This is a genomic window from Micromonospora musae (assembly GCF_003626545.1).
GTDB classification, from domain to species: Bacteria; Actinomycetota; Actinomycetes; order Mycobacteriales; family Micromonosporaceae; genus Micromonospora; species Micromonospora musae.
The window spans coordinates 889,234-901,265 of the sequence record NZ_RAZS01000001.1; the positions used below are offsets into that span (position 1 = coordinate 889,234).

Sequence of the window (12,032 nt, forward strand, 5' to 3'; positions counted from 1 at the left end):
GATGCGTACCCGTCGACTCACCCGCCAGCCCATCCGCCGGACCTGCCTCGACCTCGCCCACACCGACCCCGACCAGCAGTGCCCCTACTGCGCCCCCGACACCCAAGCCGACGCGATCCTCGCCGCCGCTCTGGACCGGCACGCCGAGATCGCTGCCGAGGACGCCGAGACCTGGGGGTGGGCCGCGTGAACCCGCAACTGTGGTCCTGGCTCCTCATGGCCGTCGGCGTCACCGGCCTCTACCTGGCCGGGAAGCGGTCGTGGACCGGCTGGGCCGTCGGCCTCGGCGCCCAAGTGCTGTGGCTGGCCTACTCGATCACCACGCAGCAGTGGGGATTCCTCGTCTCCTGCTTCGTCTACGGCGCCGTCTACCTGCGCAACCTGCGCGCCTGGCTCCGCTCGGCCCTGCCCGCGGTGCCTCAGCGGGAGGTGACTCGTGTCGAGCACTGACCCGAGCACGTTCACCCAGGAGTTCGCCGCCGAGTACGCCCGAAACGCCGTCCCGACCATGCTCAAGGCAATCGGCTCGATCAAGAAGTACAACCGCTTCGTCCTGCTCGCCGCGCTGGCGACGAGTTACCTGCACCAAGCCCACTACCTGTGGACGCAGAACGCGGGGTACTTCGCCTACCTGGTGCCGCTGATCTTCGACGCCGCGATGGTGTCGATGCTGACCGTCGTCCGCACCTCCGGCATCGCCCGGGACGCCAAACGCGGGGCGCTGGTCGTGTTCGCCGCGTGCGGTCTGTTGTCGGCGACCATCAACTTCGCTTCCCCGGGAAGCCTCGGTTTGCGGCTGGTCTTCGCCCTGGTCGTCGTTCTCGTCATCGGCGTCGAACTGGTCGCCGGACGCATCCGGCCCGACTTCGCCGCCATCGAAGCCGAAGCCGCGGCACTGCTCGCCGCTGCCCGCGACCTGGCCGACAACAGCCAGCACACCGGCGGCGACCCCGAACCCGCCGACATCCCCGACACCGCCGAACCTGCCCCAGTCGAGACCGCCGGGGATTCCGCCACGGATCCCGCCGAGGTGGCGCCCGTCGACGTGCCCACCGAACCGGCTCCGGTCGTCGTCCCGCCGGCCCCCGTTCCGACCCCGACCCCGACCCCGGTTCGCTCGGCGCTCATCACGTCCACCGTCCAGACCCCGCGTAACGGCCACGTCTTCGCCTCGGAGTTGACCCGATGACCCGCACCCAACTCGCCCGCGTCAACACCCGGCGCCCGTCCGTCGTCGCCCGTCGGATCATCGGCACCCCCGCCGAGGTCGCCGCGTCCGTCGCCCTGGTCCGCGACTCCGGCCGGCTGCTGTCCATGACTGCACCCCAGCAGATCCCTGGCAACGCCGCTCGGGTGACGGTGACGGTGCGGTTCCTCGACACCGGCCGTTCCGCCCCGGCTCCGGTCCGCCGCCCCCGCCGTGGCGTAGCGGTCGCCGCCATCGCCGTGCCCGCGGTCGGTGTCATCGCGGCGGTCGGCTACCTCGCCGCCCAGCTCGTCGCAGCGATCCGGGCCGCGTTCCCGCTCATCGCCGGCGGCGCCCTGGTCCTGCTCCTCCTCGCTCTCCTGCTGCGCAAGTCGGGACGCTGCTGCCCCGGTCTGCACTGCCCCGGCTGCGGCCACTGACCGCCATGACCGCGGGTTGGCCCACCTACTGCGCCCGCTGCCGTAGGTGGGCCACCGCCCTCATCGAAGCCGGCAACCCCGGCACCGGCCGATACCGCGCCGAGGTCGCCTGCGACCGCCACGAGCAAGCGGCCCACCGCTGGGCCGGCCGCCTCGGTCCGACCCGCACCACCCCGATCGCTGACCACCAGCCCGCCCTCTTCGAGCTACCGGAGGTGACCCGTTGACCGCCCCCACCCTGCCCGGCCTCACCACCGACCCCGCCACCGAACCAACCCCTGCCGCGGCTGACCCGCCGGCGCCTGGCTCCCGCGCCGCCCGCCTCGCCCTGCCCATGTCCCGCCAGGTGCTCAAGGAGATGGCCGCCGAGTACGGCGTCTGCCTGCGCCCCGTCACGCTCAGGCGTACCGACCTACACAGCGGTCAGACGGAAGTGATCGACCTTCCGTGCGGCACCACCCGCGAGGACAAGTGCGCTCCGTGCGCGAAACGCGCCCGCCGGCTGCGGCAGACCCAGATCCGGGAGGGTTGGCACCGTACGGACGAGCCCAACCCGCTCGCGCCCTACCCGGCCAGTGAGGCGCAGCGGGAGTTGGTCATGTTCCGGGCGCATCTCGAGTTCGCCCGCGACGAAGCTCAACGCTCCGCCCAGTTCGACCAGGTTCCCGGCATCGACGCCGCGATCGCCGAGGTAGAGGAAGCCATCGCCGCCGAGGGCCTCCGCGGACAGGTCGCCCCAACCCACGACGGCGAAGAGTCCTCCGGCGGCCGGCGCAAGCGGTCCACGAAGCGGCGGCAGGACACCCCGGACCTGCCCCGCAAGCGGGTCGAGCCCCGCACGGTCGGCCGCGTCTACACCGCCCCCGACGGCACCCAACACCGCCCGTCCATGTGGCTGTCGCTCACCCTCGACAGCTACGGCCGCGTCCTGCCCGACGGCACACCCGTTGACCCCGCCTCCTACGACTACCGGCGGGCCGCCTGGGACGCCGTGCACTTCCCGCGGCTGCTCGACCGCTTCTGGCAGAACCTTCGCCGCTGCGTCGGCTGGAACGTCCAATACGCCGGCTGCGTCGAGCCGCAGCGACGCTTGGCGCCGCATGCGCACTTCGCCATCCGCGGCACCATCTCCCGCGCCGTGCTGCGGCAGGTCGCCGCCGCCACCTACCACCAGGTGTGGTGGCCCCCCGCCGACGAACTCGTCTACTCGCTGGATCGGCCGCCTGTGTGGGACAACGACGCGGACGCCTGGGTAGACCCCGACACCCGCGAGCCGCTGACCACCTGGGCTGACGCCCTGGACGCCCTCGACCTTCAAGCCGACCCCGAACCCTCACACGTCGTCCGCTTCGGCCGCCAGGTCCACGCCGAGGGCGTCACCCCCGGCACCGTGCACGCCGAACGCACGATCGGCTACATCACCAAATACATCACCAAGAGCGCCGCGGACTGCCACAAGCCCGAAACGGACCGGCAGCGCAACCACCTCGACCGGCTCTGGCAGCAACTCCGGATCACGCCGTGCAACGAGCGGTGCGCCAACTGGCTGCTCTACGGCATCCAACCCAAAAAAGCCCACGGCAGGCTTCAAGCCGGACGCTGCAAAGGCAAGGTCCACCAGAGGGCCACCCTCGGCATCGGCGGGCGCCGCATCCTCGTCTCCCGCGACTGGTCCGGGAAAACCCTCGCCGACCACCGCGCCGACGCCCGCGCCTGGTTCCGCCGACTCCTCGGCGTCAGCACCGGCGCCGAGGACGTCGACCCCGTCGACCAGGACGACCCGCCCGCCTACGCCTGGGAGATGGCCCGGCCAGACGACCCCGACATCCCACCCCTGCAACACCGCCTCCTACGCGCCCTGTCCCAGCGGGCACACTGGCGGGCTGCCCTGCTGGCTGCCCAAGACCGAGCGGCAGCCGACTCGTCAGACGGTTCGGCGGTACTACCTGGCCAAGGACTACTACCAGCAGTACCCGGCGCCGACGAAGAAGAACTCGCCTCGGACCCGAAGGAGTCGCAGTAATGGATCGGCTGTTGACGGTGGCCCAGGTCGCCGAACGACTCGGGACTACTGAGCGCTTCCCGCGCCGGTTGATCGCTGAGCGGCGCATCCGGTTCATCAAGCTCGGCTCTCACGTCCGTATCCCCGAAAGCACGTTGGCTGAGTTCATCGCCTCCGGGGTGGTTGAACCGGTCACCGTGGCGTGGTCTGACGGAAAGGCCGTGGCCTGATGGCGAAACGTCGATTTGGCATGGTCCGTAAGCTGCCGTCCGGCCGATTCCAAGCCTCGTTCGTGCCGCCCGCTGGTGGCGCTCGACAGACCGCGCCGCACACCTTCAAGACGAAGACTGATGCCAACCGCTGGCTCACGCTGGTGGAAGCGGACATCTCGCGTGGTACTTGGTTGGACGACCGCGCGGCGGCGGAAACGTTTGGCAGCTTCGCGCAGGCCATCCTGCGGGACAGTCCGAAGATCGGCGTGCGCTGGCGGGAGACGTGCGAGCGGAATCTGCGGCTGCACCTGGCGCCGCTGGTCGAAGTGCAGCTGCGTGAGCTCACCGCGAGTCGGGTGCGGGAGTGGCACGCCGCTGCTCTGCGGGGCAAGGGTGGGCGTACCTCTATCTCTCAGTCGTACCGCTTCCTGCGCATGGTCATGAACACGGCTGTCCGTGAGGGCATCATTGCCCGAAACCCGTGCCAGATCCCCGGTGCCGGTACCGTCCGGGTCGCTGAGCGGCCAGTCGCCACGCCGGCTCAGGTCGTCGCCCTGGTCGAGGCCATCAACCCGCGCTACCGCACCGCGGTTCTCATTGCTGCCTGGTGCGGCCTGCGACGCGGTGAGATCGCTGGCTTGCGCGTCGCGGACGTGGACCTGACCGAGCACACGATCACCGTGCGGAAGGCACGCGTGGAACCGCTGCACGCCCCTGATCAAGCGTTCGACAAAGATCCCAAGTCGGAGGCAGGGAAGCGCACGATCACTATCCCGCCGCACGTCGTGCCGCTGGTCCGGCTTCACCTCGACAAGTACGCGGGCAAAGATCGGCTGTTCGTAAGCCGCGACGGGACCCCGCTACGAGGCAACACCTTGTATCAGGCATTCGTCCGGGCGCGGAAACAGGTCGGCCTCGATGAACTGACCTTCCACGATCTGCGGCACACCGGTCAAACCCTCGCCGCCCAGACCGGCGCGACTCTGGCTGACCTCATGAAGCGACTCGGGCACTCGTCCATGGCGGCAGCTCGCCGGTACCTGCACGCGGTCGACGGGCGCGACCGCGAGATCGCCAAGGCCCTGTCGGAACTCGCCGCACACGGTGACGTCGCACGGCTGCCTCGGCACATCACCATGCGGAGTTAGCTGTGACCGCTACCGTTGGAACAGCCCAGTCTCCGTTACCTGACCTTCGCCGCACGCACCGTATAGACCTGCGGGACCCGTTGCCCTGCCGCCAAACGGAAGTGGCCGCGGTTGTGCTCGTGCAGGAACTCCAGGTGCAGACCAGCGGCAGCCAGGGCGCTCACCACGTCGCCCACGCCGTGGAGGAATTCGACCGTCAAGCCCGCGGTGATGGGCGCGTTGGGATCGGCGTAGGTGCCCGGCGCATCCACGACGATCGGGTCACGCTGGAAGTAGTCGCCCTCGACGGTACGGCCGTCTTCGGCGAGGACATCGGTGAACGGGTGGAACTCGGCCAGGTAAAGGAAGCCCCCTGGAGCGACGAGGTCTGCCGCTGTCTGCGCCCAGCGGGCGATGTCCGGAAGCCAGCACAACGCGCCGAAACCGGTGTAGACGATATCGAAAGTCCGCCCATTGAGCGCCTGGACGGCGTCGTACACATCGGCGGTGACGAAGCGTGCGGTGGTGACGCCGATCTGCGCGGCAAGGCCCTCGGCTACCTCCACCGCCGGTGCAGAGAAGTCGAGGCCGGTGACGATGGCTCCACGCCGAGCCCAGGACAGGGTATCCAGCCCGATATGGCACTGAAGGTGAAGCAGCTCCTTGCCAGCGACCTCACCGACCTCGGCGACCTCGAAATCCCGAAGCGTGTTCCTGCCCGCGACGAAGCCGGGAAGGTCGTAGAAGGAACCGGCAACATGGATCGGGACGCGCTCATCCCAGTTGGCACGGTTGGCCGTACGCCAGTCGGTGGCGCCCAAGCTCCTCGTCATGTTGAACCACGCTAGTGAGATGCCCGGATGACGATCAACCTGCTTGCCGCCGGGAGCAACCCGGCGTTACTCACCGAGCAGAGAGACCACGAGGGGGTCGACGTATTGCACGTTGGTTGCACGGCTCCCAGTTACAAGACTCTGACCAGGGAAAATTCACCCGCCTGAAAATCGGAAGGTCGGCGGTTCGACCCCGCCCCTGGCCACATAGCCTTTCGCCGGGCTACAGAGATCCCCACCAGCGGAAACGCGGTGGGGATCTTGCTTTTGCGGCCGAGCCGCCTCGACCGTTTTACGGCCGTGGTCGCCCGCGCTGGAGCATCGGCTAGATCGACTCGATTTCCTTGAAGCCGGGGCTTCCCTGTCGTTGGACACCCCGATTCCAAGGAAGTCGCGCTTCTCACTCCGTCTCAGCGCTTCGACTCGGGTCCGTGCTCGGACATGCTGGCGCGGATCGCGTCCCAGACGCTCCGACCCGCCTGCCGCAGCACCTCACTCGCCTGCCCGGCGAGGTCAGCCGGGTTGGGCACCGGCCATCCCGGCCCACCCGCCTGCCCCTCGCCCGGCTCGGCGCGGCCCGCCTCGCGTTCCCGTGCCCCGGCACCGCCCTGCGGGCCCGCCGCTCCCTGGCCACCGCCGGCGCCCCGCTGCCCCGCACCACCGGCCTGCCCACCCGACGGGCCCTGATCGCCACCGGCGGCCGGCTGCCCCTGCCCCTGCCCCGCGCCGCCCGCCTGCCCACCCGACGGGCCCGCACTGGCGGTAGCCTGCTGCCCCGCGCCACCGGCCTGCCCACCCGACGGGCCCTGAGCGCCGCCGGCGGCCCGCTGCCCCTGACCCGCGCCGCCCGGCTGCCGACCCGACGGGCCCGCACCGGCGCCGGCCTGCGGAGCCGACGGCCCCGGCCCGCCCGCCGCCTCGCCCGGTTGCTCCAGACCGGCTCGCGGCCGCTGAGCGCCCCCGCGCGGTCGCTGCCCGGCGGTCTCGCCAGGTCGCGCGCCCGGCTGCCGCTCGCCGGGCCGCGACGGCTCGAACATCTCCCGAGCGACCGGCGCCTCCCCGGTCCACTCGGCCCGTGCGCTGATCGAGCCGACGTCCCGCCCGAGCCGGTCGGCCACCCGGTCGAGCTGCTCCGCGCGACCGGTCACCTGCTGAGCGGCCCGACCGGCGTCGTCGAGCGCCGCGTGCGCGCTCTCCGCGATCGCCTCGACGAGCTGCGGGTTCCGGTCGAGAGTGTCCAGTGCTCGTTCGAGGATCTCCGCCAGCCGCTCCAGCCGCACCTTGAGCAGCACTTCGGCGAGTACGTCCTTGACGTCGAGCTCGACCGCCTCCAGCCGCACCCGGACGCCGGCGTCCAGCACAATGAGGTTCGCCAGCCGCGCCCGGAGGGAGAGGTCGGCATCCAGAGCGTCGACGGCCAATCGCAGCTCACCGACGCGCAGCTCCGGCACGTCCAGCAGAACGTCCGGTTCCCCGGGCCGCAGCCTGCGTTCGGCCTCGGTCGGCCAGCGGCCCTCGCGTACGTGCCGTTCCGGCCCGTCCTCCTGGTGCCCGGTCGCGGCGCCGCTTCCCTGTCCCTGGTCCGGCCGCTTCGGATCCCGGCCCACCTGCCCGCGCTCGCTCCCGCTGCTCATCCCGCCCCGCCCCCGGCTCGGCTGGCCCGGCCCACCCCGGCCCCGACCGGGCGCGCTTACCCGCTTCCTGCCGTGCCATCCCTGTTCCGGCCACGCTCCGGCCGCCGCGATGCCCCGTTGGCCGAGGCGCAGCCCGACCCGTCAGCCACGCTCCGGCCACCCGGCCGAGAGCCCACCCTCCGGCAGTCCGGCAGTCCGGCAGTCCGGCAGTCCGGCGAGGAGCCTGACCCGGCAGCCACGTTTCCCGGCCCGCTCGGGAGCCCGAGCCCGCCGGCCACGCTCGAGCCGCTTCGGGGGCCGTTCGCGCCGCCATGCGTCGGGGTCCCGCAGTGCCGCGCACGCCCGCGCGTCCGGACCGAAACTTTCGCCCGCTGCACACCCGGGCATCAGCCGGTATGGTCCGGACCTATGGGACAGGAGTTGACGGACCCAGCCGACATCCGGCAGGACGTCGAGCGGTTCCACCTGCGGTGCAGCCTGCTCATCTCCGCCCCCACCGAACGGGCCTTCGCGGTCTTCGCCGGTGCGCTGACCGACTGGTGGGTCAGGGAGTACACCTGGTCCGGCCCGGAGGCGCTCTCCGAGCTGGGCATCGAGCCGTGGGCGGGCGGGATGCTCTACGAGATCGGCCCGTACGGCTTCCGAGCCGACTGGGGTCGGGTGCTCACCTGGGATCCGCCCCGTCGACTGGTCTTCACCTGGCAGATCGGGCCGGACCGGGTACCGGTTCCGGATCCGGCGCGGGCGAGCGAGGTCGAAGTGGTCTTCCTCACCGCGGCGCCGGAGCAGACCCGCGTCGAGCTGGAGCACCGTCACTTCGACCGGCACGGCGAGGCGGCCGAGGGCTACCGGCAGGCGCTCACCGCCGGCTGGCACGAACTGCTCTCCCGCTACGTCGCGACGGTCGACGGTCGCCGTCCGCCGCCGGGCTGACCGCGACCGGCGCGGCGGCTCGGAACCCGCCCGGCCCGGTCGCGCCCCGCTCGGATCCGGCCCGGTCCGAGCCCGGCCCGAGCCGCGGTAGGCACGCCCGACCTGCGGTAGCCACGTCCGACCCGAGCCGCAGTAGGCACGCCCGGCCCCGATCGGAGCGACCGTTCAGCGGCTGAGACGGCGATCGGGGCGCGACCCGGGGTGCACCTCCCGGCCGCCCAGGTCGGCCCGCTGCCCGGCCTCGGCGCCCGAGGCGAATCCGGTACCCGCGAGCCGTCGGCGCGGCGCGGTGCGTAGGCGCGGGTACACCTCGGCGAGGCGGCGCTGCACCCGGTCGGAGCGGTCGGCCAGGACCAGCGCCACGCCCGGTTCACCCGAGCCGGCCGCCGCCTCCGTCTCGGCGGCCCGCAACCGCGCCCCGATCACCTGGGCGAACCCGGCCAGCCACGAGCGGCGAAAGGTGCCGGGTTGCTCGCCGGGCGGTACGGGCGTACCGGCCAGCCCGTGCGCGGCCTGGACCAGCAGCGAGGTGTAGAGCAGCTCGGCCCGTTCCAGGTCGCTCGCGAAGCCGAACAGGTGCATCGCGAAGCCGCTGCCGTGCCGGCGACGTACGCAGCGGCAGCGCAGCGGATCGGCGACCGCGGCGAGCAGTCCGGCCTTGTCCCGGGCGTACGGGGCGGCCACCTCGACCAGGCGGTCGCCGACCGGGTCGGTGGTCGGGTCCCGGGCCGCGAGCAGCGCTCGGTCGACGCCGTACCGGGCGATCAGCTCCGTCGCCTTCGCCATGAACGCCGCCGACTCGGCGGGGGTGCAGGCCGGGTCCTCGGCCTGGGCCAGCAACTTTCGAACCTTGCTCAGCATGGCCTCGGACATGCCCTCAGAGCTATCACACGCGCCAGCCGGGTGGCCGGGTCACCGGGCGCGGCTGCGCAGCGTGGCGACGGTCGACCCCGCGAGGGTGAGCAGGCAGTCGGGGAGGAGGCCGTCGTCGGCCGCGGCGCCGAAGAGCGCCTGGCCGGTGTCGGCGTCCCGGTTCGCGTACGCGCTGACGAAGCGGGCCACCCAACGGGTGTCGTAGCCGGCCTCGTCGATGCCGGGGAAGTCCAGTGCGCAGCCGCCGGCCGGCCCTGGATCGCCCACCATGGTGGCCGCGAGACACCATGCGACCCCGTACGCCCCGGCCAGGCCGGAGCGGTCGACCACCTCGTCGAACGCGCCCACCACGGCATCGCCGTCTCCGGCCAGCGCCGAGCGGAGCACGGCGGTCGCGTCGTCGAGCGTCTGCTGTGGCAGTTCCGTCACGCAGGGCACAGTAGGTGGGCGGGTCAAGGCGGGGCAGGCACCACCATCGATCGCTACTCTCCGTAGCCAGTGGGGGCGACCTGGGGAATGACCCGGCTCCACGGTCCCGCGGCCGACGTGGGCACGCTATCGTGCGCAGCGGACCTTCGCCGATGGAAGGACGACCATGCTCGTATCGCGCGGCTCCCGGACGGCCGCCCTGGCCGCCTGCGCCACTATCCTGCTCGCCACCAGCGCATGCGGGAGTGACAAGCCCGAGGAGGGGACGGCCCAACAGGTACGCCTCTACGGGACCGACGGCAACATGCTCAACTCGTTCCCGGCCGAGTTGAAGGATCACGCCGACCTCGTCGACGGCATGAAGGGCACCACGCCGTTGACGCCGCTGCCCGACGAGTTCAAGACTCGGCTACGGTCCGTCGCTCCGGATCTGGGCGACTACCTCTACGCCGGTGAGACGTACGACGCCGTCATGATCAGCGCGCTCGCCGCGCAGTTGGCGGGCAGCACGGACTCTCCCGAGATCGCGAAGCAGGTCGTGGGCGTCACCAACGGCGGCGAGCGGTGCGAGGACTTGGCGACCTGTCTGAGCATGGCTCGGGAGGGGCAGGACATCGAGTACCGTGGCGTCTCGGTGACCCGCTCCGGCTTCACCGAGGTCGGGGAACCGGCCACCACGAGCTACGGCACCCTGCACTTCGACGGTCAGCAGCTCAACGACGGCAAGACCGAGTTCGTCGGCGCCGGGGACGAGTCGGCCGCGAGCACCAAGGCCCCGCCGAAGGGGAAGAAGCAGGGCGACGGGGCGGCACCCGGAACGCCGCTGGTCATCGCCGGCCTCTGGCCGAAGACCGGTGACCTGGCTCTGGCGTACCCGCCGATGGCCGCCGGCGCGGCGCTGGCGATCAAGGAGATCAACGCCGCCGGTGGTGTGCTCGGCAAGAAGGTGACCTGGATCGAGGGCGACGACGGCACCAGCGCCACGAAGGCGAAGGCGACCGTGGCGGAGCTGATCGATTCCGGCGCGGACGTCATCATCGGCGCCGCGAGCTCGGGGATCTCCCTCGCGGTGCTGCCCGAGACGGTCCAGGCCGGCAAGATTCTCTTCTCCCCGTCGAGCACCGACGACGGCCTGACCACGGCCGAGGACAAGGGTCTCTTCTTCCGCACCGCTCCGCCGGACAGCCTCCAGGGCCGCGCCCTGGCCGACGTGATCCTCCGGGACGGCTCTCAGCGGATCTCGATCGTCGCCCGTAAGGACTCCTACGGTGAGGGTCTCCAGGCCGTGGTGAAGGCGGAGCTGGAGAAGGCGGGGATCGGCACCGACCGGCTCAAGCTGCTGACCTACGAGCCGCCGGAGGGCGAGTCCGCGCCGCAGCTGGACTTCGGCGCCGGGGCCAAGGAGATCAAGGACTTCGGCTCGGACGCCGTGCTGGTGATCGGCTTCGGCGAGTCGGCTCAGGTGATCCGGGCGCTGGCCGACGCGGGCGTGCAGATCCGGCACTGAGCGCGGCAACGCGATCGACGAGAACGGCCGCACCGGGCAACCGGTGCGGCCGTTTCGTCGTCCGGCCCCCGGACCGCTCGACGTGGCGGCGGAGGGGCCTGGCGGCTGTGTCAGCGGGCGCTTCTGCGCTCGAGGAACTCGGTCATCCGGCGACGCTTCTCCTCGTCCTCGAAGAGCACCGCCTGGCTGACCAGGTCGAGCTGAGGATGAGCGGCCGTAGGGGCGTCCACCGCCAGTTTGGTCAGCCGCAGGGCGAGCGCGGAACCCTTGGCCATCTCGTCGAGCAGGCTGTGCGCGGTCGGCAGCAGCTCGCCCGGCTCCGCGACGACCCGGTTGACCAACCCGATCCGGAGCGCCTCCGCCGCGTCGACCCGCCGCCCGGTGAAGAGCAGCTCCTTGGCTCGGGCCTCACCGATCAGCGCGGGGAGCCGGTGGGTCGCGCCGGCGCCGGCCAGGATGCCCAGCCGCACCTCGGGCTGGCCGAAGACCGCACGCTCGGTGCAGATCCGCAGGTCGCAGGCGTACGCCAGCTCGGCCCCACCGCCCAGCGCCGGCCCGTCCACGGCGGCGACGGTAGGCATCGGCAGCGCCCGGATCCGGGCGAAGGCGGCCGAATTGATGGCGGCGAGGGCGTCCAGCCGGCCCCGCTCACGCAGCTGCCCGATGTCGGCGCCGCCGGCGAAGATGCCCTCCGTTCCGCCGGTGAGCAGCAGCAGCCGGGGGCGGGCCTCCAGCTCGGCGCAGACCGCGTGCAGCTCGGCGATCAGGTCGGCGTCGATGGCGTTGCGCTTCTCCGGCCGGTCCAGGGTCACCACCAGCCGGTCGGGGTGTTCCTCGATCCGTACTCCGCTCACCG

General features: G+C 71.7%; 15 protein-coding genes and 1 tRNA gene. 11 read left to right on the forward strand and 5 right to left on the reverse strand.

Annotation, left to right across the window (positions count from 1 at the left end):
• Position 1: 1 nt before the first annotated feature.
• From D7147_RS04195 to D7147_RS04230, 8 genes are read left to right on the forward strand one after another with little or no spacing between them, the layout of a single operon-like run.
• Entirely contained in the window at positions 2 to 190 is a 189-nt protein-coding gene (locus D7147_RS04195; RefSeq protein ID WP_120674002.1) for a hypothetical protein, read from the forward strand.
• Complete coding sequence (locus D7147_RS04200) at positions 187 to 450, forward strand: hypothetical protein (RefSeq protein WP_120674003.1); 264 nt, start codon at positions 187 to 189, stop codon at positions 448 to 450. The genes D7147_RS04195 and D7147_RS04200 overlap by 4 nt, the downstream gene beginning before the upstream one ends.
• Entirely contained in the window at positions 437 to 1,189 is a 753-nt protein-coding gene (locus tag D7147_RS32855; RefSeq protein WP_233562899.1) for a DUF2637 domain-containing protein, read from the forward strand. Before D7147_RS04200 ends, D7147_RS32855 begins: the two co-directional genes overlap by 14 nt.
• Positions 1,186 to 1,626, forward strand: a complete 441-nt coding sequence (locus D7147_RS04210; RefSeq protein WP_120673870.1) for a hypothetical protein — start codon at positions 1,186 to 1,188, stop codon at positions 1,624 to 1,626. Before D7147_RS32855 ends, D7147_RS04210 begins: the two co-directional genes overlap by 4 nt.
• A gap of 5 nt (positions 1,627 to 1,631) precedes the next feature.
• Positions 1,632 to 1,853: a hypothetical protein gene (locus D7147_RS04215; protein WP_120673871.1), complete on the forward strand. Its 222-nt coding sequence runs from the start codon at positions 1,632 to 1,634 to the stop codon at positions 1,851 to 1,853.
• Positions 1,850 to 3,649 carry a replication initiator gene (locus D7147_RS04220; RefSeq protein WP_233562900.1) on the forward strand — a complete coding sequence of 600 codons (1,800 nt, stop codon included), beginning with the start codon at positions 1,850 to 1,852 and terminating at the stop codon, positions 3,647 to 3,649. Before D7147_RS04215 ends, D7147_RS04220 begins: the two co-directional genes overlap by 4 nt.
• A complete protein-coding gene (locus tag D7147_RS04225) occupies positions 3,649 to 3,858 on the forward strand; it encodes an excisionase family DNA-binding protein (RefSeq protein WP_120673872.1) in 210 nt (69 codons plus the stop codon). Before D7147_RS04220 ends, D7147_RS04225 begins: the two co-directional genes overlap by 1 nt.
• A complete protein-coding gene (locus D7147_RS04230; protein ID WP_199734061.1) occupies positions 3,858 to 4,988 on the forward strand; it encodes a tyrosine-type recombinase/integrase in 1,131 nt (376 codons plus the stop codon). Before D7147_RS04225 ends, D7147_RS04230 begins: the two co-directional genes overlap by 1 nt.
• Positions 4,989 to 5,023: 35 nt before the next feature.
• Here D7147_RS04230 and D7147_RS04235 read toward each other — a convergent pair whose 3' ends face one another.
• Positions 5,024 to 5,800, reverse strand: coding sequence for a class I SAM-dependent methyltransferase (locus D7147_RS04235; protein WP_120673874.1), 777 nt, complete (start codon positions 5,798 to 5,800; stop codon positions 5,024 to 5,026).
• A 136-nt stretch (positions 5,801 to 5,936) separates the two neighbouring features.
• Between D7147_RS04235 and D7147_RS32300 the strand changes: the two genes are divergently transcribed.
• A tRNA-Phe gene (locus D7147_RS32300) sits at positions 5,937 to 6,006 on the forward strand.
• A 204-nt stretch (positions 6,007 to 6,210) separates the two neighbouring features.
• Here D7147_RS32300 and D7147_RS32860 read toward each other — a convergent pair.
• Entirely contained in the window at positions 6,211 to 7,434 is a 1,224-nt protein-coding gene (locus tag D7147_RS32860) for a hypothetical protein (RefSeq protein WP_233562901.1), read from the reverse strand.
• Between the two features lie 408 nt (positions 7,435 to 7,842).
• Here D7147_RS32860 and D7147_RS04245 point away from each other — a divergent pair, with 408 nt between their 5' ends.
• The gene (locus D7147_RS04245) at positions 7,843 to 8,367 is read left to right on the forward strand and encodes an SRPBCC family protein (RefSeq protein WP_120673875.1); all 525 of its coding nucleotides are present in this window, start codon (positions 7,843 to 7,845) and stop codon (positions 8,365 to 8,367) included.
• Positions 8,368 to 8,532: 165 nt separating this feature from the next.
• On the opposite strand, the gene D7147_RS04250 is transcribed toward D7147_RS04245, so the two are convergent.
• Positions 8,533 to 9,240, reverse strand: a complete 708-nt coding sequence (locus tag D7147_RS04250; RefSeq protein ID WP_120673876.1) for a DUF2786 domain-containing protein — start codon at positions 9,238 to 9,240, stop codon at positions 8,533 to 8,535.
• A 39-nt stretch (positions 9,241 to 9,279) separates the two neighbouring features.
• Positions 9,280 to 9,669, reverse strand: coding sequence for a hypothetical protein (locus D7147_RS04255; protein WP_120673877.1), 390 nt, complete (start codon positions 9,667 to 9,669; stop codon positions 9,280 to 9,282).
• 166 nt (positions 9,670 to 9,835) lie between these two features.
• On the opposite strand from D7147_RS04255, the gene D7147_RS04260 reads away from it, so the two are divergent.
• Entirely contained in the window at positions 9,836 to 11,176 is a 1,341-nt protein-coding gene (locus tag D7147_RS04260) for an ABC transporter substrate-binding protein (RefSeq protein ID WP_120673878.1), read from the forward strand.
• Positions 11,177 to 11,286: 110 nt separating this feature from the next.
• On the opposite strand, the gene D7147_RS04265 is transcribed toward D7147_RS04260, so the two are convergent.
• Positions 11,287 to 12,030, reverse strand: coding sequence for an enoyl-CoA hydratase/isomerase family protein (locus D7147_RS04265; RefSeq protein WP_120674004.1), 744 nt, complete (start codon positions 12,028 to 12,030; stop codon positions 11,287 to 11,289).
• Between the last annotated feature and the right edge of the window lie 2 nt (positions 12,031 to 12,032).